Annotated in this window: 17 protein-coding genes and 1 pseudogene; 8 read left to right on the top strand and 10 right to left on the bottom strand. The window is 64.2% G+C overall.

Annotation, left to right across the window (positions count from 1 at the left end):
* Nucleotides 1-34 precede the first annotated feature (34 nt).
* Complete coding sequence (locus tag PverR02_RS03335) at nt 35-1,048, top strand: zinc-binding alcohol dehydrogenase family protein (protein ID WP_017849640.1); 1,014 nt, start codon at nt 35-37, stop codon at nt 1,046-1,048.
* 145 nt (nt 1,049-1,193) lie between these two features.
* Complete coding sequence (locus PverR02_RS03330; protein ID WP_017849641.1) at nt 1,194-1,379, top strand: hypothetical protein; 186 nt, start codon at nt 1,194-1,196, stop codon at nt 1,377-1,379.
* A 6-nt stretch (nt 1,380-1,385) separates the two neighbouring features.
* Here the strand turns inward: PverR02_RS03330 and PverR02_RS03325 are convergent, their stop codons facing one another.
* Together PverR02_RS03325 and PverR02_RS03320 are read right to left on the bottom strand one after the other, a co-directional pair.
* Nucleotides 1,386-2,579, bottom strand: coding sequence for a multidrug effflux MFS transporter (locus PverR02_RS03325; RefSeq protein ID WP_046384836.1), 1,194 nt, complete (start codon nt 2,577-2,579; stop codon nt 1,386-1,388).
* A gap of 83 nt (nt 2,580-2,662) precedes the next feature.
* Nucleotides 2,663-2,854, bottom strand: a complete 192-nt coding sequence (locus PverR02_RS03320) for a heavy-metal-associated domain-containing protein (protein ID WP_017849643.1) — start codon at nt 2,852-2,854, stop codon at nt 2,663-2,665.
* A 147-nt stretch (nt 2,855-3,001) separates the two neighbouring features.
* On the opposite strand from PverR02_RS03320, the gene PverR02_RS03315 reads away from it, so the two are divergent.
* The 3 genes from PverR02_RS03315 to cueR all read left to right on the top strand — a co-directional run bounded on the left by PverR02_RS03315 (nt 3,002) and on the right by cueR (nt 6,054).
* Nucleotides 3,002-3,382: a hypothetical protein gene (locus PverR02_RS03315; protein ID WP_046384837.1), complete on the top strand. Its 381-nt coding sequence runs from the start codon at nt 3,002-3,004 to the stop codon at nt 3,380-3,382.
* 66 nt (nt 3,383-3,448) lie between these two features.
* A complete protein-coding gene (locus tag PverR02_RS03310) occupies nt 3,449-5,650 on the top strand; it encodes a heavy metal translocating P-type ATPase (protein WP_079442755.1) in 2,202 nt (733 codons plus the stop codon).
* Nucleotides 5,651-5,652: 2 nt separating this feature from the next.
* The gene (gene cueR, locus PverR02_RS03305; protein WP_026140370.1) at nt 5,653-6,054 is read left to right on the top strand and encodes a Cu(I)-responsive transcriptional regulator; all 402 of its coding nucleotides are present in this window, start codon (nt 5,653-5,655) and stop codon (nt 6,052-6,054) included.
* Between the two features lie 340 nt (nt 6,055-6,394).
* On the opposite strand, the gene PverR02_RS03300 is transcribed toward cueR, so the two are convergent.
* Nucleotides 6,395-7,294 carry a PA4780 family RIO1-like protein kinase gene (locus PverR02_RS03300; RefSeq protein ID WP_017849647.1) on the bottom strand — a complete coding sequence of 300 codons (900 nt, stop codon included), beginning with the start codon at nt 7,292-7,294 and terminating at the stop codon, nt 6,395-6,397.
* Nucleotides 7,295-7,429: 135 nt separating this feature from the next.
* Nucleotides 7,430-8,707: an acetyl-CoA C-acetyltransferase gene (locus PverR02_RS03295; RefSeq protein ID WP_017849648.1), complete on the bottom strand. Its 1,278-nt coding sequence runs from the start codon at nt 8,705-8,707 to the stop codon at nt 7,430-7,432.
* A 114-nt stretch (nt 8,708-8,821) separates the two neighbouring features.
* Between PverR02_RS03295 and PverR02_RS03290 the strand changes: the two genes are divergently transcribed.
* Complete coding sequence (locus PverR02_RS03290) at nt 8,822-10,174, top strand: 3-oxoacyl-ACP reductase (RefSeq protein WP_017849649.1); 1,353 nt, start codon at nt 8,822-8,824, stop codon at nt 10,172-10,174.
* 2 nt (nt 10,175-10,176) lie between these two features.
* Nucleotides 10,177-11,025: a MaoC family dehydratase gene (locus tag PverR02_RS03285; protein WP_079442754.1), complete on the top strand. Its 849-nt coding sequence runs from the start codon at nt 10,177-10,179 to the stop codon at nt 11,023-11,025.
* Between the two features lie 35 nt (nt 11,026-11,060).
* Here the strand turns inward: PverR02_RS03285 and PverR02_RS03280 are convergent, their stop codons facing one another.
* The 5 genes from PverR02_RS03280 to pbpC all read right to left on the bottom strand — a co-directional run bounded on the left by PverR02_RS03280 (nt 11,061) and on the right by pbpC (nt 15,829).
* A complete protein-coding gene (locus PverR02_RS03280) occupies nt 11,061-11,618 on the bottom strand; it encodes a DUF4136 domain-containing protein (protein WP_046485731.1) in 558 nt (185 codons plus the stop codon).
* 45 nt (nt 11,619-11,663) lie between these two features.
* Nucleotides 11,664-12,266 carry a DUF4136 domain-containing protein gene (locus PverR02_RS03275; protein WP_017849652.1) on the bottom strand — a complete coding sequence of 201 codons (603 nt, stop codon included), beginning with the start codon at nt 12,264-12,266 and terminating at the stop codon, nt 11,664-11,666.
* Nucleotides 12,267-12,290: 24 nt separating this feature from the next.
* Nucleotides 12,291-13,040, bottom strand: coding sequence for a methyltransferase (locus tag PverR02_RS03270; RefSeq protein ID WP_017849653.1), 750 nt, complete (start codon nt 13,038-13,040; stop codon nt 12,291-12,293).
* Nucleotides 13,033-13,341, bottom strand: coding sequence for a MazG-like family protein (locus tag PverR02_RS03265; protein WP_017849654.1), 309 nt, complete (start codon nt 13,339-13,341; stop codon nt 13,033-13,035). Before PverR02_RS03265 ends, PverR02_RS03270 begins: the two co-directional genes overlap by 8 nt.
* Before the next feature lie 157 nt (nt 13,342-13,498).
* Entirely contained in the window at nt 13,499-15,829 is a 2,331-nt protein-coding gene (pbpC, locus tag PverR02_RS03260) for a peptidoglycan glycosyltransferase PbpC (RefSeq protein WP_079442753.1), read from the bottom strand.
* A 90-nt stretch (nt 15,830-15,919) separates the two neighbouring features.
* Here pbpC and PverR02_RS03255 point away from each other — a divergent pair, with 90 nt between their 5' ends.
* On the top strand, nt 15,920-16,213 hold the full coding sequence (locus PverR02_RS03255; protein ID WP_017849656.1) for a hypothetical protein: 294 nt from the start codon (nt 15,920-15,922) through the stop codon (nt 16,211-16,213).
* Nucleotides 16,214-16,407: 194 nt separating this feature from the next.
* Here the strand turns inward: PverR02_RS03255 and PverR02_RS03250 are convergent.
* Nucleotides 16,408-21,309: pseudogene (locus tag PverR02_RS03250) on the bottom strand (alpha-2-macroglobulin family protein).
* Between the last annotated feature and the right edge of the window lie 280 nt (nt 21,310-21,589).

Here is a 21,589-nt window from a genome sequence, read left to right as displayed (position 1 = left end):
CTCCTACAGTCAACTCCCTACTTCTGGAGCCCCCATGAAAGCCATTGCCTACTACGCCTCACTGCCGATCAACGATCCGAAATCCCTGCAAGACATCGAGCTGCCGGAACCGGTCGCCGGCCCCCGCGACCTGCTGGTGGAAGTCAAAGCCATCTCGGTCAACCCGGTGGACACCAAGGTCCGCCAGAACGTCGCCCCGGAAAACGGCGCCGCCAAGGTGCTCGGCTGGGACGTGGCCGGTGTGGTCAAGGCCGTCGGCAGTGAAGTGACGCTGTTCAAGGCCGGTGACAACGTGTTCTACGCCGGCTCCCTGGTACGCCCGGGCGGCAACAGCGAACTGCACACCGTAGACGAGCGCATCGTCGGCCATATGCCCAAGAGCCTGGGTTTTGCCGACGCAGCCGCCTTGCCGCTGACCGCCATCACCGCCTGGGAACTGTTGTTCGAACGCCTGCAAGTGCGCGAGGGTAAAAAGGACGAAGGCCAGAGCCTGCTGATCGTTGGCGCTGCCGGCGGCGTGGGGTCGATCCTGACCCAACTGGCCAGCCAGCTCACCGCACTGAAGGTCATCGGCACCGCGTCGCGCCCGGAAACCCAGGCCTGGGCCAAGGCCCTTGGCGCCGACCTGGTGATCGACCATAGCCAGCCGCTGAGCGACGCCCTGAAACACGCGGGTGTGGCCCAGGTGACCCACGTCGCCAGCCTGACCCAGACCGACCACCATTTGGATCAACTGGTCGAAGCCCTGCAGCCCCAAGGCAAGCTGGCGCTGATCGACGATCCGAAGGCCCTGGACGTGAGCAAACTCAAGCGCAAGAGCCTGTCGCTGCATTGGGAGTTCATGTACACCCGCTCGATGTTCGAGACGCCGGACATGATCGAGCAACACAACCTGCTCAATCGCGTCGCCGAGCTGATCGATGCCGGCACTCTGAAAACTACCGTGGGCGAGCACTTCGGCGTGATCAACGCCGAGAACCTACGCCGCGCCCACGCGCTGCTCGAGAGCGGCAAGGCCAAGGGTAAGATCGTGCTGGAAGGGTTCTGAAAGAGGTCTGTCAGTGTCGTCCGTCATTCGTGTAAGTGATGGACGACACCACTAGTCAGGGAATTGACCTTTGTCATCATTGTGAACGTATTCGGGTTTATATTGGCGGCCTTTGCCACGATTCTTTTACGTGAGGAAGTCAGCAATGAAGATCCTGATAAAAGCGTTAGCAAAATCCCCGGGCAATAAATGGCAGGTCCGTCTCGACGGCGAAGCCATCACCTTCCGCAGTGAGGCCGAAGCCCGCGCCTTCGCCGAGACCCTGCAAGCGCGCATCCAGGCGCCCCACCGTTTCCCACTCGACCAGCAACGCTCCGCTGCCGCTGGCTGACGTCTTTCAGACCTGCGCCTGTAGGGCACGTGCCCGTTGCAGGCGCTGGGTCGACAGTGCAATCGTCACCGCCAAGACCCCGCACAAGCTGATGACCATCGCCATCGGCATCGCCGTGCCGTCGTGCAACACGCCCACCAACGAAGCCGCCCCCGCTGCCACGCCGAACTGAATGCAACCGAGCATTGCCGAGGCGCTACCGGCTCGCGCGCCCTGCCCGCTCATGGCGCAGGCCGAGGTGTTGGGCAAAATGCAGCCCAGGCTGGCGATGCAGATAAACAGCGGCAGCAGCAACGGCCACAACGCTTCGGTGCGCAAGGCCGCGACGCCGAGCAGCGCCAACGCCGCCAGCATGTAGAGCCACACCGTGCGCGACAGCAAGAACGCCGGCCCGCGCTTGGCGAGCAAGCGCGCATTGACTTGGGCCATCAGAATAAAGCCGGCGGCGTTGGAGCCGAATACCCAGCCGAAATGCTCGGCGGGCACGCCATAGAGTTTGATGAATACGAACGGTGAACCGGCAATGTAGGCAAACATCCCGGCAATCGAAATGCCCCCGGTCAGGGCGTAACCGAGGTAGACCCGGTCCGACAACAGGTCGATATAGCGGCGCAGCGACCCGGACAACGGTTGCCGAGGCTGATGGGCCGGAAAGGTTTCCGGCAAACCGACCGCCACCGCAATCGCGGCCATCACGCTGAACACCGTCAGGGCCAGGAAGATCGACTGCCAGCCCCACACCCCGACCATCAGCCCGCCCGCCAATGGCGCAAGGATCGGCGCCAGGCCGGTCACCAGCATCAGTTGCGAATACACCTTGGCCGAAGTCACCACATCACACTTGTCGCTGACCACCGCGCGGGAAATCACCATGCCCGCGCAACCGCCGAGGGCCTGCACGAAGCGTGCGCCGATCAGCCATTCCAAAGACGGCGCGTAGGCGCAGGCAAAGGAGGCCAGCGTAAACAACGTGACCCCGCTGAGCAGCGGCACACGACGACCAAAGCGGTCCGCCAGCGGACCGTAGATCAATTGGCCGATGGCCAGGCCGCCGAAATACACCGCCAAGGTCAGCTGGATATGTTTTTCATCGGTGGCGAACGCCGTCGCCATCGCCGGGAAACCCGGCAGGTAAAAGTCGATCGCCAGCGGCGCGAAGGCGCTCAAGGCGCCCAAAATCAGGAGTATGCGCAGGTTCATCAGGCACCCAAGTATGTCGGCAGCCCGACAGTCTAGCCGCGCTTGGGTGCGTTGAACATTACGATAGCTCGCTAACTATTAAATCAGGCGACGCTGTAGCCTTCTTCACGGATCAAGCCGGCGATCACGTCGCGGCTCAACTGGCTTTGCACGCTGACTTGCTTGGCCGCCAGGTCGACTTTCACTTCGGCTGCCGGGTCCTGATTCTGCACCGCCTGGGTCACTGCCCGGACGCAATGGCCGCAGGTCATTCCTTCAACGTTGAATACTTGCATGACATGACTCCTTTAATGAGGGTGGACGCAGTGTCGACCTTGCCACGATGGCAAGGTCAAGCGGCAAAAATAGCCGCCGGGCTGGTATTCGGTGACGCAGTCGGCCAAGCTTCACCCATCTTTGATGTGAACCACGGAGCATTCGCCATGCGCTGGTCGTTTTTTGGCCTTGTCGGCCTGATGAGTTTGTCTGCCGCTGCGCCCATGGCCAGCGCCGCCGAAGACTACGCGGTGTTGATCATTTCCCGCGAACGCCTGGAAGTACCGACCAACTGCGAGATCGGCCTGTACATCCAGGACCAGTTGGCCGGGCGCCTGTTCCAGGAACAGTCCACCTCGTTCAACCTGCCGGCCGGCAATGTGTCGCTGCGCCTGAAGCTGCTACCGGGCCAATCGTCGGGTTGCCTGCCGGGCCTGTTGGCGCCACCCGCGCAGAACATCACGCTGAAGGCCGGTGACGTGCGCAAGTTGCGCATCGCCCAAGGCCCGGAAGGCATGTACCTCAAACCTGCGGCATTGGAATACTAAAGACGCTTGACCTTCCCCACAGGTCAAGGTTGATCCTAGGGGCAACTTCTTCAGGAGGACTGCCCCATGAATGGAACCACCACGTTTGACCTGCCCATCGGCGGCATGACCTGCGCCAGCTGCGCCGGGCGTGTCGAGCGCGCGCTGGGCAAGGTGCCGGGGGTGCAACGTGTCAGCGTGAACCTGGCCAACGAGCGCGCCCATATCGAGGTGCTCGGCCAGATGGACCCCGCCGTGCTGATCGCCGCCGTCGACAAGGCCGGCTACAGCGCGTCGCTGCCCCAAAGCGAAACCAAGACCGATGCCGATCAAGCCCAGCGCCTGCACCACGAGCGTTGGGCGCTGTTGCTGGCGATTGTGCTCGCGTTGCCGCTGGTGCTGCCGATGCTGGCACAGCCCTTCGGCCTGCACTGGATGCTGCCGGCCTGGGTACAGTTCGTACTGGCCACACCGGTGCAGTTCATCTTCGGTGCGCGCTTTTACATCGCCGCGTGGAAAGCCGTGCGCGCCGGCGCTGGCAATATGGACTTGCTGGTCGCGATCGGCACCAGCGCCGGTTACGGTCTGAGCCTGTATGAATGGCTCACCGCGCCCGTCGGCAGCATGCCGCACCTGTATTTCGAAGCCTCGGCGGTGGTGATCGCCCTGGTGCTGCTCGGCAAATACCTGGAAAGCCGCGCCAAACGCCAGACCGCCAGCGCCATCCGGGCCCTGGAAGCCTTGCGCCCGGAGCGCGCGATTCGGGTGGTTGACGGCCGCGAAGAAGACGTCGCGATCAACGCGCTCAAGCTCGGCGACCACGTGCTGGTCAAACCCGGCGAGCGCTTCCCGGTGGACGGGGAAGTGGTGGACGGCCAAAGCCATGCCGACGAAGCGCTGATCAGCGGCGAAAGCCTGCCAGTGCCGAAACAACCGGGCGACAAGGTCACCGGTGGCGCGATCAACGGCGAAGGGCGCTTGCTGGTCCGCACCGTGGCCCTCGGCGCGGAAAGCGTGCTGGCGCGCATCATCCGCCTGGTGGAAGACGCCCAGGCGGCCAAGGCACCGATCCAGAAACTGGTGGATAAAGTCAGCCAGGTGTTCGTGCCGACGGTGCTGGTGCTGGCCTTGCTCACGCTGCTCGGCTGGTGGCTGTATGGCGCTTCGCTGGAGACTGCGATCATCAATGCGGTCGCCGTGCTGGTGATCGCCTGCCCGTGCGCCCTGGGCCTGGCCACACCGACTGCGATCATGGCCGGCACCGGCGTGGCAGCGCGTCACGGCATCCTGATCAAGGATGCCGAAGCGCTGGAGCGCGCCCACGCCGTCAGCGCGGTGGTATTCGACAAAACCGGCACGCTCACTTCCGGCACGCCGAAGATCGCCCACTTGGCGGCAGTCGACGGCAACGAACCGCTGCTGCTGCAACAGGCCGGCGCCTTGCAACGCGGCAGCGAACACCCGCTGGCCAAGGCGGTGCTGGATGCCTGCCGCGAACAGGGGCTGAACGTGGCCGATGTGAGCGCCAGCCAGTCCCTGACCGGGCGCGGTATTGCCGGCACCCTCGACGGTCGGCCGCTGGCCCTGGGCAACCGCCGTCTGCTGGAAGACAACGGGCTGGACGCGGGCGCACTGAACGCTTCGGCCAAGGCCTGGGAAGCCGAGGGCCGCACCTTGTCCTGGCTGATCGAGCAAGGCGCGCAACCGCGGGTACTCGGGCTGTTCGCTTTCGGCGACACTCTCAAGCCCGGCGCGCTGGAAGCCGTGGCCCAACTCAAGGCGCGGCACATCAGCAGCCATTTGCTCACCGGTGATAATCGCGGCAGTGCGCGGGTAGTCGCCCAGGCGCTGGGCATCGACGATGTCCACGCCGAAGTGCTCCCGGCCGACAAAGCCGCCACCGTCGCCGAACTGAAAAAAACCGGCGTGGTGGCGATGGTCGGCGACGGCATCAACGACGCCCCGGCCCTGGCCGCCGCCGACATCGGTATCGCCATGGGCGGCGGCACCGACGTGGCCATGCACGCTGCCGGCATCACCCTGATGCGCGGCGATCCACGCCTGGTGCCGGCCGCGCTGGAGATCAGCCGCAAGACCTACGCAAAGATCCGCCAGAACCTGTTCTGGGCCTTTGTGTATAACTTGATCGGTATTCCCCTGGCGGCGTTCGGCCTGCTCAACCCGGTGTTGGCCGGCGCGGCGATGGCCTTGTCCAGCGTCAGCGTGGTGAGCAATGCGCTGTTGTTGAAAACCTGGAAACCCAAGGATCTGGAGGACCCACATCCATGAGCATGAACATCGGCCAGGCGGCGCGTTCAAGCGGTTTGAGCGCCAAGATGATTCGCTACTACGAATCCATCGGCCTGCTCAAAGCCGCCCATCGCACCGAGAGCGGCTATCGCGTGTACGGTGCCGACGACTTGCACACCCTGGCGTTCATCAAGCGCTCGCGGGACCTGGGGTTTTCATTGGAAGAAGTCGGCAAGCTGCTGACGTTGTGGCAGGACCGGCAACGGGCCAGCGCCGATGTGAAGGCCTTGGCGCGCCAGCATATCGAGGAGCTGAACCAAAAGATTCTGGAGCTGGGGCAGTTGCGCGATACGTTGCAGGACCTGGTGGAACACTGCCACGGCGATCATCGGCCGGACTGTCCGATTCTCAAGGAATTGGCGTCGGGTGGTTGCTGCGCCTGAAAGAGGTAAGAGGTGTACACAAAACCAATGTGGGAGGGGGCAAGCCCCCTCCCACATTTTTAGATCTTCAATTGCCTGAATGAAGATCACTTCCGCACGCCGGGAGGTTGCTGCGCCTGAAGGGGGTAAGGGGTGTACACAAAACCAATGTGGGAGGGGGCTTGCCCCCGATAGCGGTGGACCAGTCAATATACGTATCGACTGACATGGCGCTATCGGGGGCAAGCCCCCTCCCACATTTTTAGATCTTCAATTGCCTGAAGATCACTTCTACACTTTTTAGATCTCCAATTGTTTGAAGATCACTTCCACACTGTTTAAATCGACAACAGCTTGGGGGTCACTGCATCCAAGGCGGTGGCGGCGGTTCGTCAGGCGTTTTGCTCGGTGGCGCATCATCCGCCGCGCGAGCCGCCTGGCGCCGCTCTTCGTCCAGTCGCGCCGCTTCGATCTCGCGGATCACGCCGCCCACGTCGGCCAGTTCTTCCGGTTCGTCGAACTCGCCGGTCAAGATGCTGGCCGGGTGCAAGGTGCCGGCTTCGTACAGCGCCCACATTTCCTTGGCGTACTTGGTCTTCTTCAGCTCTGGGGCAAAGCGCCCGAAGTAGGAAGCCATGTTGCCCACATCCCGCTCCAGCATGTTGAACGCGTGGTTGTTGCCCGCCGCATCCACCGCCTGGGGCAGGTCGATGATCACCGGGCCGGTCGGCGTGAGCAGTACGTTGAACTCCGACAGGTCACCATGCACCAGGCCGGTACACAGCATCAGCACGATCTGGGAGATCAGGAACGCGTGGTACTCGCGCGCCTGGTCCGGCTCCAGCACCACGTCGTTCAGGCGCGGCGCCGCATCGCCGTACTCGTCGGCCACCAGCTCCATCAACAGCACGCCTTCAAGGAAGTCATACGGTTTGGGCACGCGAACGCCCGCGCCGGCCAGGCGGAACAACGCCGCGACTTCGGCGTTCTGCCAAGCATCTTCGGTTTCTTTCTTACCGAATTTGGAACCCTTAGCCATGGCCCGGGCCTGCCGGCTGTTACGGACCTTTCGGCCTTCCTGGTATTCGGACGCTTGACGAAAACTTCGTTTGTTCGCCTCCTTGTAAACCTTGGCGCAACGCAATTCGTTGCCGCAGCGCACCACATAAACAGCTGCTTCTTTACCACTCATGAGTGGGCGCAGCACTTCGTCGACCAGACCGTCTTCGATCAGGGGTTCAATGCGTTTAGGAGTCTTCATCAGCTTTTATTGTGGGTCCTTTATTACCAAACACGCGTATGGCACTCGTTATACGGCAATCGGCTCGCCTCGGGGAGGGGCTACCGAGCTTTGACCACCGAAGAATGCATCCAATATGCCAGTTTTCCACGCAATTCAGCGTTCAATGATCGCTGTCACGCCCTGCCCTCCGGCGGCACAGATTGAAATCAGCCCGCGCCCCTTGCCCGCGACGTCCAACAGCTTGGCCAGGTTGGCGACGATACGCCCGCCCGTCGCGGCAAACGGATGGCCGGCGGCCAGGGAACTGCCCTTGACGTTGAGGCGGCTGCGGTCGATCGAACCCAGCGGCGCGTCCAGCCCCAGGTGCGTCTTGCAGTAGTCCGCATCTTCCCAGGCCTTGAGCGTGCACAACACTTGGGCAGCGAATGCTTCGTGGATCTCGTAGTAATCGAAGTCCTGCAGTGTCAGGCCATTCCTCGCCAGCAAACGCGGCACGGCGTACACCGGCGCCATCAACAGGCCTTCGGCGCCGTTGACGAAATCCACCGCCGCCGCTTCGCCGTCGCGCAGGTAAGCCAGGATCGGCAAGCCGCGCTCCCTGGCCCAGGCTTCGCTGCCGAGCAACACCAGGGAGGCGCCGTCCGTCAGCGGCGTGGAGTTGCCAGCGGTGAGCGTGCCTTTGGCGCTGCGCTCGAAGGCGGGCTTGAGGCCGGCGAGTTTTTCCAGGGTCAGGTCGGGGCGCAGGTTGTGGTCGCGGGTCAGGCCCAGAAACGGGGTGAGCAAATCGTTGTGCCAGCCTTCGGCGTAGGCCGCGGCCATTTTCTGGTGGCTCTCCAGGGCGAGCTGGTCTTGCTCGGCGCGCGGAATCTGCCAGGTCTGCGCCATCAGCTCACAGTGCTGGCCCATGGATAAACCGGTGCGGGGTTCGCCATTGCGCGGCAGCTCGGGTTTGAGGTGATGGGGACGGAGTTGTAACAAAAGTTTTAGTTTGTCCGCCAAGGATTGGCTGCGGTTGGCCTGCAGCAGAATCTTGCGCAGCCCTTCGTTCACCCCGATCGGTGCGTCGGACGTGGTGTCCACCCCACCGGCAATCCCGCATTCGATCTGGCCCAGGGCAATCTTGTTGGCCACCAGCAACGCCGCCTCCAGCCCGGTGCCGCAGGCCTGCTGAATGTCATAGGCCGGGGTTTGCGGCGACAGGCGCGAACCCAGCACGCATTCGCGGGTCAGGTTGAAGTCGCGCGAATGCTTGAGCACCGCGCCGGCGACCACCTCGCCCAGGCGCAGGCCGTGCAGGTTGTAGCGCTCGATCAGGCCTTCGAGGGTCGCCGTCAGCATCGCCTGGTTGCTCGCCGTGGCATACGGGCCATTGGAGCGGGCGAAAGGAATGCGATTACCGCCAATGATCGCTACACGGCGCAATTGAGTCATGGAAAGCTCCCTGTCGGTTGTGGGGTAAGTCGTTCAGACTAGCCTAGGCTCAATCGAACGACTGCCGCCGCGAGGTGGTCAACCCTTTGAACCCCAGCCTTTGGAGAGCGTTCCATGTCTGACCGTTATATCGACTTCGCCAACTCAAGCCTCGGCCATCGCCTGGTCGCCGCCATTGGCCTGCCGTCACCGGTACGCCTGGAGCGCTGGCAAGCCGGGCGTCTGCGCCCGGTCGACGGCGCGCTGCTGCTCGGCGGCGGGGCGCTGGCGGCCAAGGTGCTGGCGTTTGCGCACAAACTCACCGAGGCCATTTATAGCTACGGCGCCGGGCCGCTGGAAGCCCCGGCCTGGATTCCCGGGCATGGCCCCAAGCTCAAGGCGCTGGTGTTCGACGCCAGCGACTTGCAACACACCGACCAGCTCAAGCAATTGCGCGAGTTCTTTCAGCCCCTGCTGAAAAACCTCGATCACAGCGCGCACCTGGTGATCCTCGGCCGCGCGCCGGAAAGTCTCAGCGACCCGTTCGCCGCCAGCGCCCAGCGCGCCCTCGAAGGGTTCAGCCGCTCCCTGGCCAAAGAACTGCGCAACGGCGGCGTATTGCAATTGCTGTCGGTCGGCCAAGGTGCCGAGGACCAGTTGGAAGGGGCGTTGCGGTTTTTCCTGTCGCCCAAAAGTGCCTACATCTCGGGCCAGGTGATTCGCCTGGAAGCCTGCGCCACCCCCGTCGAAGACTGGACCCGCCCGCTTGCCGCGCGCAAGGCGCTGGTCACCGGCGCGGCGCGCGGCATTGGCGCCGCCATCGCCGAAACCCTCGCCCGCGACGGCGCCGAGGTAATTCTGCTGGACGTGCCCCAGGCCAAGGCTGACCTCGAAGCCCTGGCGGCGCGCCTGGGAGGGCGCAGCATCGTGCTGGACATCTGTGCCGAAGACGCCGCCCGCCAGTTGATCGAACAACTGCCGGACGGCCTCGACATCCTCGTCCATAACGCCGGCATCACCCGCGACAAAACCCTCGCCAACATGACCCCGGAATACTGGGACGCCGTGCTGGCGGTCAACCTCAATGCGCCGCAAGTGCTGACCAAGGCCCTGCTCGACAGCGGCACCCTGCACGACAACGCACGCGTGGTGCTGCTGGCCTCCATCAGCGGGATTGCCGGCAACCGCGGGCAAACCAACTATGCCGCGAGCAAGGCCGGGTTGATCGGTTTGGCCCAGGCCTGGGCGCCGCTGTTGAAAGCGCGGGGGATCAGCATCAACGCCGTGGCTCCCGGTTTTATCGAAACCCAGATGACCGCGCATATCCCCTTCGCCCTGCGTGAGGCCGGGCGCCGCATGAGCTCCCTGGGCCAGGGCGGCTTGCCGCAGGACGTCGCCGAAGCGGTCGCCTGGCTCGGTCAGCCGGGTTCCGGCGCGGTCAGCGGCCAGGCACTGCGTGTGTGTGGGCAAAGTGTACTGGGAGCGTAAGCATGGACTGGACCACCCTGGACCACCCGCCGCAGCTTATGCCGTTGTACTGGCGCGCGGCGCTCAAGCGCAGGATCACCGGCAGCCATTTGCCCGAGCACGGGTTTCGCTGCCGCGTGAGCGTCAACCCCGAGCAGGTGGCAGCGTATCGCCACGTGTGTGGCTTTGCCGACAGCCCGATGCTGCCGGCGACGTATCCGCAGGTGCTGGCGTTCGGCCTGCAGTTAAAACTGCTGACGGCGCCATCGTTTCCGTTCCCGTTGTTGGGGCTGGTCCACCTGCGCAATCGCATCCGTGTGTATCGGCCCTTGGGGGCGGTGAGTGAGCTGACCATCGCCGTCCACGCACACCATCTCAAACCCCACGCCAAGGGCGCGACGTTTGAGCTGGTGACCACCGCCGAAGATGCCCTCGGCCTGCTGTGGGAAGCGCAGAGCCGCATGCTCTGCCGTGGCGTGAAGCTCGACGGCGCAGCGGCGGACGACGCCTTGCCCACGCCCACCCAGGTCAGCGAACTGACCCGCTGGAAAGCCCCGGCCGATATCGGCCGTCGTTACGCCCGGGTGTCCGGCGACTACAACCCGATCCACTTGAGCGCCCTGACCGCCAGACTATTCGGTTTCCCCCAAGCCATCGCCCACGGCCTGTGGAACAAGGCGCGCACCCTCGCCGCCCTCGGCGAGCACCTGCCCGCGGCGAATATCGAAATAGAGGTCGAATTCAAGAAACCGGTGCGCCTGCCCAGCGAGGTCACTCTGCACGCCAGCGTCGCCGGTTCCAGTGGTCAGTTGTGGTTGAAAGGCGCGGGGGAGATTGAGCACATGGTCGGCCGGTGGCAGCCGATTGGCTGAAACCGGCCGCTCATCTCTCTCGGGGCAACAGCGTGTCAGCGCGGCGGGTAGCTGGAAAGGATTCGCGCGATCGTCTTGCGGATGGCGTTGCTGCGATCCTGCGGCTCGGGCGAGCTGGCCATGATCTGCTCGTCGCTGCCGCGCCAGACGAGTTTGCCGTCCTTGCCGTCGAGCAGGTCGATCTGGATAGTCGCCACCTTGTAGGTGATGTTGCGCGTTTCGTTGTACATCGGCGCGCCCCAGTAGCCATTCCACGGCCCGCCCCAGGCGCCGCCGTAGTTGGTGCTGACTTGTTGCTGGCGGTCTTCGACGATCAGGTAGGCCTGCGCATTCAGGTCCGCCCGGGTGCCCGCCGCCGCAGGGCGCAGGCCGCGTTGGTCGAGTTGTTCACCGACGGCCTGGCGGATACGTTGTTCGGTGAGGTCGCTCTTGATCCGCGGATCATCGGGACGGTATTGCAGCGCCGGGTCTTTCCAGGCCCAGCTGCGGTAGGCGCCGAAGTCCCGGCTGGCATCAAAATCGTGGTTGACCTGGCTGGTCTGGCAACCGCCCAGCAGCACGACCAAAGCGAGCGTTGCGATACGTCCAAACATGATGGTTCTCCAACGAGCGACCCGGGCATTAAATGAGAATAGCTGTTAACTGGGAGGATACGCCGTCATTGCCTTTTGCACAGCCTTGCGCAACGCATCCGCTCGCTCACTGAGGCTGCCCTGGCTGCCGGTTTCGGCGCTGGCGCTCCACACCGGCTGACCGCTGCGTGCATCGAACAGATTGACCCGCACCACCACGACCTGAACTTCATAGGTACGCACGATCGGCGCCGCGTTGTACATGCCGTAGCCATTGCCATAACGATTGTAGCCACCGTACCCATAGCCGTAGTCATCCTGGACCTGCTTGAGGCGCTTCTCCAGATGCACGTCGGCGCTCACCAGCAGGTCGGGCGCGCGGTTGTCGTGCAGGGGGCGCAAGCCTCGCTGGTCGAGGGCGCCGCTGACCGCTTCGGCAATCTGCGCCGAGTCCGCCCAGGCCGTGCCCGCTGGCAACTGGCCGTTGCGCCAGGCCCAAATGCGGTAGGCGCCGTAGTCACGCACTGGCGCGGGGTAGGCGCTGGCATCAAAGGTCCTGGCCGCCTGGGCCGGAGCCGGCGGCATCGGCGCCGAGGTGGCCACGTAGGGATTGGGGCTGGAGCAGGCGCCCAGCCCAAGGGACAACAGGATTAACCCGAAACGACGCATTTCGACCTCCACTGACTGGGCCGCTTAAACCGGACGGCAGATCCAGTGCAAATAACGCCCAAGTCCGGCAAAGCTTGGGTGACGACGATGGGCGAGCTCCATCTCCAGCACATCCTGCAACGCCACGCGGGCCTGGAATTCCACCGGCATATAATCGTGGAACACCCGCACGCCGCTCTGGCTTTCGACCTGCCAAAGCCCCTCGAGTTGCGCCGCCAGCTCTCGCGGGTCGAGCGGCTGCTGCGGGGTCAGGCTCTGTTTTTCGCCGGCCATGTCGTTCTTGCGCATTTTGCGGAAGTGGCCTTTGAGCAGGTTGCGGTAAATCAGCGCATCGCGATTGTAGAACGCCAGGGACAGCCAGCCGCCAGGCACCGTCAACTGGTGCAGCACGGGCAGGATCGCGTGGGGTTCGGCCAGCCATTCGAGGACCGCGTGGCACAGCACCACATCGTAGGGTTCGGTGAGTTGGCCGAGCAGGTCTTGCCAGGGCGCATGGATGAAGGTCGCGCTCTGCCCCGCCTCGGCGAAGCGTTGGCGCGCACCGCTCAGCATCGGCTCGGCGGGTTCGGCCAGGGTCACCTGATGCCCGCGCTCGGCCAGCCACAGCGACATGTGCCCCAGGCCCGCGCCGATATCCAGCACACGCAACGGCCGTTGCGGCAGGGCTTCGGTGAGGTCGGCCTGCAACACCGCCAGGCGAATCGCGCCCTTGGCGCCGCCGTAGATCTTCTCGGCAAAACGCGTGGCCAGTTGGTCGAAGTGACGATCACTCATGGATAAACCGCCGTTCGCTGTCGGCCAGCTTGGCGCGCACCACCTCGTTCATGTCCAGGCCCAACTCGCTGCACAGCAACAGCAGGTACAGCACGATATCGCCGACTTCCTGGCCGGCATGGGCGAGTGTGTCGGCGGGCAACTGGCGCGACTGGTCTTCGGTGAGCCACTGGAAGATTTCCACCAACTCGGCCATTTCCACGCTGGCGGCCATGGCCAGGTTTTTCGGGCTGTGGAATTGTTTCCAATCGTTGGTATCGCGGATGCGATGCAGGCGTTCGGTGAGGTGTTCGAGGTTCATGAGGGGCTCCTGAAGGGGTATAGCTTCGGGGGGATCAGGGATGAAGGCAAGTGAATCCGGGGGATGGACTTTAGGGCGCTATCGCAGGCAAGCCTGCTCCCACATTTGAATGGATTCGCAAATCAGAATGTGGGGGCTGGTTTGGCGGCGATGGGGTCTAGTCGACGACGCTGAATTCGATTCGGGCGGTTTGGCCGGCCTCGTCGAGAACGCTGAGCTGGTAGCGGCCCAATTGCTCGAAACTGGCGTTGATGCTGTCTTGGTTGGCGCTGTCGCCCAACGGCGCACCGTTGAGGAACCACCAGCGCCGGCCGCTGCCGCCCAGCGCCGAGATCTTCAGGCGCAGCGCCTGTTGGCTGGCGGCGGGCAGGCGCAGTTGATCGCCTTCGCGCACGCCGACGATCGACAAGGGCGAGGACGCCGCCAGGGCCGGCGGCGGACAATCGGGGTCCGCGGCCGGCAAGCGTGCGTCGCGGCGTTCGGCCCGCGGTAGCCAGGGTTCCAACGGCGCGGGCCACAGGGCAATGTTCTTCAACTGCGCGCCCGGGCAATGGGCGTCCACCCTCAAACCCTTGGGGTTGACCCAGACGCTTTCCATCAAGCCCACACCCAGCGGTTGATCCAGTGCCAGCAAGGTCGGTGGCGTGGTGTTGTCCAGCGTCCAGGCGAAGCGCTGGCGCCGGCAATTCGGATCGCTGCGGCTCATGGGCTGGCCCAGCGGCCAGCAGATCGCCGCCACGCCGACGTTTGCCGGCACCGGTTTGACCGGCGCGCTGATGCCACGCTGGCTGTCGCGGTTGGTCAACACATCGTGTACCTGCAACATCAAGGGCGCGGCCGAGGCCAAGCCGAACTGCCCCGGCACTGGCGTGCCGTCGGGGCGGCCGATCCACACGCCGATCAAATAGCGCGGCCCCACGCCGATCGCCCAAGCATCGCGGAACCCGTAGCTGGTGCCGGTTTTCCAGGCCAGCACCGGGCGCTGCACCAGTTCAGCACGCGGGTCGCGGTCGGGCCGCGCCTGGCCGCTGAGGATACGCCGTACAATCCAGGCGGACCCTGGCGACAGTAAAGGCCTTTCTTTAAGCGTATCGTCCGGCTGTAATCGAATCGTGGCGCTCCTGCCGTCGCGGGCGAAAGCGCTGTAGCCGCTCACCAGATCTTCCAGGCGACTGCCCGCGCCGCCCAGGATCAGCGCCAGGTTCGGCTCGGCCAACGCCGGCAGCGCCAGCGGCACCCCGCCGATACGCATCTGCGCGGCGAAGCGCTTCGGCCCGTAGGCTTCCAGCAACTGCACCGCCGGCAGGTTGAGCGAACTGGACAACGCCGTGCTCGCCGGCACCGCGCCGGTAAAGCCCATGGAGAAGTTGCCCGGCCGGTAATCGCCATAGCGCCTGGGCACATCCTGCAACAGCGATTCGGAGTGAATCAGCCCGTCGTCCAGGGCCATGCCATACAGGAAGGGCTTGAGGGTCGAGCCCGGCGAACGCAGGGCGCTGATCATGTCCACATGGCCGAAGCGCTTGGCATCATTGATGTCCACCGAGCCGAGGTAGGCGCGCACGGCCATGCTGTCTTCCTCCACCACCAGGATCGCCGCCGAGGTGTATTCCGGCAAACGCGCGCGCCAGCCCAGCAGCAGGTCTTCGAGACGGCGTTGCAGGGTGGCATCCAGGGTGGTGCGGATCAGCGGCGGGCTGTCGGGGCGGTTCAGGCGACGGGCGAGCAAGGGCGCCAGGCTGGGCTCCAGGCGCGGCGCGAGCAGCAACGGTTCTTCCAGCGCTTCGGCCACTGTCGATGACGGCCATACCTGGAACTCGCCGAGGCGGCGCAGCACCTTGTCCCGCGCTTCCTGGGCGCGCTGGGGGTGGCGGTCGGGGCGCAGGCGACTCGGCGCCTGGGGCAACACCGCGAGCAAGGCGGCTTCGGCGTGGGTCAGTTGCGCCGGCGACTTGCCCAGATACGCCCAACTGGCCGCCGCCACGCCTTGCAAGGTGCCGCCAAACGGCGCGCGGTTCAGGTACAGGTTGAGAATCTCGGCCTTGGACAAATGCCATTCCAACTGCGCAGTGCGCCACAGCTGGCGCAGCTTGCCGTGGAACGTGCGCGAATGGGGATCGAGCAAACGGGCGACCTGCATCGACAAGGTGCTGCCGCCCGACACCACCCGCGCACCGGTCAGGTTCTGCCACGTCGCCCGCGCCAGCGCCAACGGGTTTACGCCGGGGTGCTGGTAGAACCAACGGTCCTCGTAGGTGAGCAACGCATCGAGGTAATACGGCGACACCTCAGCGGTTTGCACCGGGTAACGCCACACGCCATTGGCATCGGCAAACCGCCACAACGGCGTGCCATCCTCGGCCAGCACCACCCGCGCCAGGTCGTCCCTGGGCAGCGGCAGGGGCCAGATGCGGTCGGCCAACCACAGCAGGGCAATCATCAGGAGCAGGCTCGCGAGGGTCCAGCGAGCAACTAAACGCAAACTCAAACGGGCAAACCTCTATGCTTGTAGGGAACTAGCCTGTCGCAATAACAACCAAAGGCACAGACACGCCCACCTTCTCATCAGGACACACACATGCAGGTAGAAAGCTTCTTCGAATGGTTGGGCCAGGCGCTCGGTTCCGTCATCCGTTTTATCGTCGACGGCCTCAGCGGCATCTTCGGTGCCTTGACCCACGCCGGTGGCAACTTTATCGATGGCCTGTCGCGTACCTTGGGCATGGACACTTCCATCATCAGCATCATTACCCTGATCCTCGGCCTGATGCTGCTGTACTCGGCGGTACGCGCCTTCATGCGCGCATCGATCATCATGGGCATCATCTGGCTGATGCTCGGCCTGTGGCTACTCAGCTGGGTAGTCCACTAACCCCAAAAAAACCCCACCAATCCCTGTAGGAGGGGGCTTGCCCCCGATAGCTGTATTTCAGTCAATGCATCAGGTGACTGACCCACCGCCATCGGGGGCAAGCCCCCTCCCACATTTAGCCCTCATTCCACATTTAGCCCCATTCCCAGATTTAGCCTCCACTGCACATTTAGCCCCCATTCCACATCGAGCTTTCAACGCCCCTTGATCACCAGATCCACCGGTGTCTCACCCACCGCCTGCCAGTTCGGCCGATACATCGACTCCACCTGCGGCGGCGGCACCCGATACGTCCCCGGCGTCACCGCCCGCGCCAGATACAACAGGTGCGTGGTGCCATAGCCATCCAGGTTCATCGCCGCCACGTAGCGGTCATCACGAAACTCCTGATGCTTGAGCGAGGCGTTCTGCATCGACTCGCGCCATTCCTTCACCTGGCTGCTGGCGTTTTCCAGGCTTGCGGCGCTTTGCGCGAGGTTCTGGTTTTCCAGCTCCAGGCCTGCCGGCAGCAGGTCCACCACCAGGGCATCCGGTACACGCTGCTTGGCGCTGACCGCCAGATGCACCAGCACCAGGTCGCCGCTGTTGAGGCTACGCAGGTTCAGCGGCTGGCCGTTCATGCCCAGGTATTCGCGGCGGATGCTCAGGTTGTCGCCGCCAGCGGCCGGTGGCACTTGTGGATAACCCGAGATCGTCAACTGCTGGTACACCGGCGTCTCGCCCTGATTGCGCAGGCTCAAGTCGCTGGACAGCAGCGCGCCCGTCAACGCCAGTGTCGACTGTTGATTATTCAATTCGCGCACGCCGCCGCTGCCGGTGAGCGACACCTGCCAATTCGACTCGGGCTCGGCGAACCCGAGGCGCCCGGCCAGGAACAGCGAGTTGCGTTCCTGGGTCGACAGGTACGGGCTGGCCGCCAATTGATCCGACAAGGTGAACAAGCGCTCTTCACGCTTGCCCTTGGCCAGGTCGTTTTCTTCGAGCAACGCCAGGATCATCGCCTGGTCGCGCAGCGGGCTGCCGTAGTCGGCCAGCCATTCCTTGGCATTGCGCTGCGCCGCCAGCCCTGCGAGCAAGGCTTGATCGGCACGCGGCTGGTCGCCCATCTTCTGCAAGGCGATGGCCAGTTGCACCAGCGGCAACCCGGAGCGCGCATCGCTGCGCCGCTCGAACAGACTGCGCAACGCGCCCAAAGGCGCCTGCTGACTGCGCGCCAGTACCAGGCCGGCGTAGGCCTGCACAGCGAAGCGGGTGTGCTCGGCGTTATCGCTGTAATCGACTTCGATCAGGTTGCGCTCCTGCACATACCGCAGCAGACGCTCACTGGCTTTCTTCAAGGCTAGCGGCGGCACGGCGAAGCCCTGGTCGCGGGCGCGCAGCAGGAAGTCGGTGACATAGGCGGTCAGCCAGTATTCCTCTTCGCCATCGGCGCCCCACAAGCCAAAGCTGCCGTTGTAGCGCTGCATGCCCAGCAGGCGTTCAATGCCCAGCTCGATCTTGCGTTTGCGCTCGGCGTCCGGCTCGCCCTTGATGCCCAGGCGCTTGAGCAAGGCATCGTCGGCATACAGCGACGGGTACAGGCCGCTGGCGGTCTGCTCCAGGCAACCGTAGGGGTACGCCTTGAGCGCACTGATTTGCGCGCCGAGGTTCAACGGCGGCCGGCTCGACAGGCTCAACAACGCCTCGCGCCCCGCGCTGTCGAATTGATCGAGCGCCCCCGCCGGCAAGCTCCACGGCTGCTCCTTGAGCACCGCACGATAGTGCTTGAGCAAGGCCGGATAGGCCGGGCGCACGCCCAAGGTCCATTCGCGGCTGAACGGCGGCAGGTTTTCACCGGGCAGGTCCAGGCCATTCACCGTGACCTTGAGCTTGCCCTGCCCCAGACCGCCCCAGGCTTTCACCGGGACGCGCAGCGTGGTGCGCTGGCCCTGTTTCAGTTCAAGCGATTGCGCGGCGCCGTCGACCAGTTCCAGTTGCCCTTCGGCGCTCAGTTGCACGTCGAGCTTTTGCGCCTTGCCCGACAGGTTGGACAGGTCCAGCGCCAAGCTGGTCTGGTCGCCGCCCGCGAGGAAGCGCGGCGCCGACAGTTCGGCAATCAGCGGTGCGGCGATCACGGTTTTGGCTTCAGCCATGCCGTAGCGGTCATCGCTCCAGGCCTGGGCCATCAGGCGCAATTCGCCGTTGAAATCGGGGATATTGACGCTGACTTCACCCTCGCCCTGCGCGTTCAACGTCACCGGTGCGCTTTGCAGGGCGACGATGGTCACGCTGGTGTCCGGGCGTTTGCCGCCCTTGGCCAATGCGGCGTCACCGCCGAAGGCCAGGCTCGCCAGGCGGCCCTGGCCGGCTTCGATCAGTTGACCATAGATGTCGAACTGGTCCACGCCATACGACTTGCGGCCGAACAGGCTGGAGTACGGATCGGGTGTCGGGTATTCGGTGATATTGAGGATGCCCACGTCCACCGCCGCCACCAGCACATGCACCTGCTTGGGCACGCTGCCGTCGGCATTTTTCGCGGTAACTTTCACCGTCAGCGCTTGTTTGGGGCGCATTTTTTCCGGCGCGGTGAGGGTCAGCCCCAGTTTGCGCTGGGTGCGATCCAGCGGCAGGTGCAGCAGGCCCACCGCCCGTTTGGGGGTGATGTTGGCTTTGCGCTCGCCGGGGCGGATCACCAGGGCGCTGACGTAGAGGTCATGGCGCGCCCATTTCGGGTCGAGTTTCACGGCGAAGCTTTTGCCCTCGGCCGGCACATCGATTGCCTGCCACCACAGCGGCCCCTCGGCGGACTCGACCAGCAGGTAGCCTTTACCGGCCGCCGGCGGCGTCACCGTGACGTTGGCGGTATCGCCGTCGCCATAGGCGGGTTTGTCCAGCGCCAGCTTGACCTGATCGGGGCGCACGGCGCCGCCTTCGGTGTTGTCCTGGGCCTGGTAGCCGGCCCAGAAGCGCAGGCTGCTGACCAGCCCGGTCTGCGGGTCTTCGACCTCGACGCGGTACGGGCCCCACTCCACCTGGAAGCTGACTTTGGCGGTGTCGCCGGCCTTGATGTCCAGGCTCTGTTCGTCGAGGTTGAGGAATTTCTCGTTGTAGTGGTAGCTCCAGCCGTCGCTGTCCGAGTAATTCCAGTAGTAGTCACGGCGCTCGCGCACCAGGCGGACCTTGAGGTTTTTCGCGGCGAGTTTCTGCCCGTCCTGGTTGGCCAGCAGCACTTCGAATTCCGCCGGGCCGTCGCCGTTGGTTTCCTTGCCGTCAAACAGCCCGCGCAGGCCCGGTAACTGCTCGGCCGGCCAGATCGGCTGCACCAGGCGCCGGGTGATCGGCCGCCCGCCCGACTCATGCAGGCTGGCTTGCACGATCAGTTGCAGCGGCGACTTGGCGTCGGCCCATTTGCTTTCCAGGGTCAGGGCTTCCTGGCCCTTGGCGTCGAGCACGCTTTCATCCAGTTCGAAATCCTGGCTCAGCTCTTCTTCGGTGACGGAGCCGAACTGGTAACCCGGCAGCGATTTCACCGCCTCGCGCAGCGGACGCACATACACCTGCCCGCTGACCCGGTTGCCCGACGCCGGCGCGCCATACAGGTAGCGGCCGTTGACCTGAATGACCGGGTTATCCGCCGGGCTCAATGCCGTGTCGCTGCCCTTGAGTTCGAGCGCCAGGCGCTCGGGCAGGAAATCTTCGACGAGGAACTCGTACAACTGCGGCTTGCCGTCGCCCAGGTCGAACACCAGCTGCCAACGCCCGGTCGGCGCTTCGCCGGCCAATTGCAGTTGATATTGATAGAGGCCGGAGGCGTCGGCGTCCCAGACAAATTTGCGGCTGACCTGCTCATCCGGGCGGCGCACTTCAACACTCACCGGCTGCGGCTTGACCGCGTTGCCGTCCTTGTCGCGCAGCAAGGCGTTAAGCAGCACGGTTTCGCCAGGGCGATACAGATTGCGTGGGCCGAACACAAAGAACTGCAGCGGGTGCGACGGTTGGCCGCCGATATCGAACTCCGCCAGATCGAGCGCGGCGCTGTCCAGGCGCAACAGGCTGGTTTGTTCGCCCTGCTTGGCCAGCAGCACCTGGGCCTTTTTCGGCAACGGCAATTCGGCGTGACCGCCCTGCTCGGTCTTGCCCTGCCCCACCACCCGGCCCTCGGCATCGAGCACTTCGAGGTCGACGCCATCCAGCGCCTTGCCACCGTCCAGCGCCTGGGTAAACACATCCAGGCGATTGGCGTAGCGGTGAACCGACAGGCCGATATCGCTCAAGGTGAACAGCGTGGCCGGTTGCGAATAGTTGTAGGTGCCCGATGCCCGCATCACCGCCAGGTATACGCCCGGCTGCTGCAATTGCTTGAGGCCGGCGATCGGCAGCAACAGGGTTTCGCGGGTATTGCGCGCCGGGTTCAGGTCGAAGCGGCCGCCGTAGACCAGATCGGCCAGCGGCAGTAGCTCGCGGGATTCATAGCTTTGCAGGCTGGTATTGCGCCCCCACTGGGCGAGGAACGATGGCAGGGATTCGGGCTTGATCCGGAAGAATTCGACATCGATCTTGTCGACATTCAGCGCAATCACCGGCAACCCCTCGGCCAGCCGCGTGGGCAACAGCGTGCCACGGCTGGCGAAACCGACGGTGGCTTGCAGGTCACGGGTTTCCAGACGGGCGACGTACTCGGCGGGCAACAGGTTGTCATTCACCGCACGCACGCCGGGGTCGACCGTCAGCACCAACTTGCGCTGCGGCTCCAGGTGGCGCAGGCGCAACTCCATCAGGTTATCCGACAGCTCCCAGGCGCCGTCGACCTTGCCCGACTTGCTGTCCACCAGATGCAGCTTGTCGGCGAACTTCTGCTCCGGGTCCAACGGCACGGAAAAACTCACCGACAAGGTGCTGGCGCCGTCCAACTGCACCTCGGACACGTCCACCACACTCAACTCACGCCCGGCGTAGCGCTGCTTCAGCGCCGCCACATCCACCGCCGCCTAGGCCGGCTTCGGCGCCACACTGCTCGCGGCTGCCGGCGCGCTCGGCGCAGTCGGTTTATCGGAAGAATCGCAGGCGCTCAGCAGGGCCAGCGCGCAAGCCAGGAACAGTCCTTTGTTAAGCATGGGGCACTCGTCGTCAGAGGGAACCGAGGGATGAACTATATATCAGCGCCAGCCAAGCCGATGTGGCGCTGGTCACATTGACCGACGGAGGGCAGTTTGGTTCTTCGCGTCACGCGATCCAAGCCAAATCCCACAAACACAAAAGATCAAAATGTGGAATGGGGGACTAAATGTGGAATGAGAGCCAAATGTGGAATGAGGCCAAATGTGGGAGGGGGCTTGCCCCCGATGGCGGTGAGTCAGTCAGCTTATTTGTAGCTGATCCACTGCAATCGGGGGC

Source organism: Pseudomonas veronii (assembly GCF_002028325.1).
Taxonomy (GTDB): domain Bacteria; phylum Pseudomonadota; class Gammaproteobacteria; order Pseudomonadales; family Pseudomonadaceae; genus Aquipseudomonas; species Aquipseudomonas veronii.
This window is presented reverse-complemented; position numbering and strand designations above follow the sequence as displayed.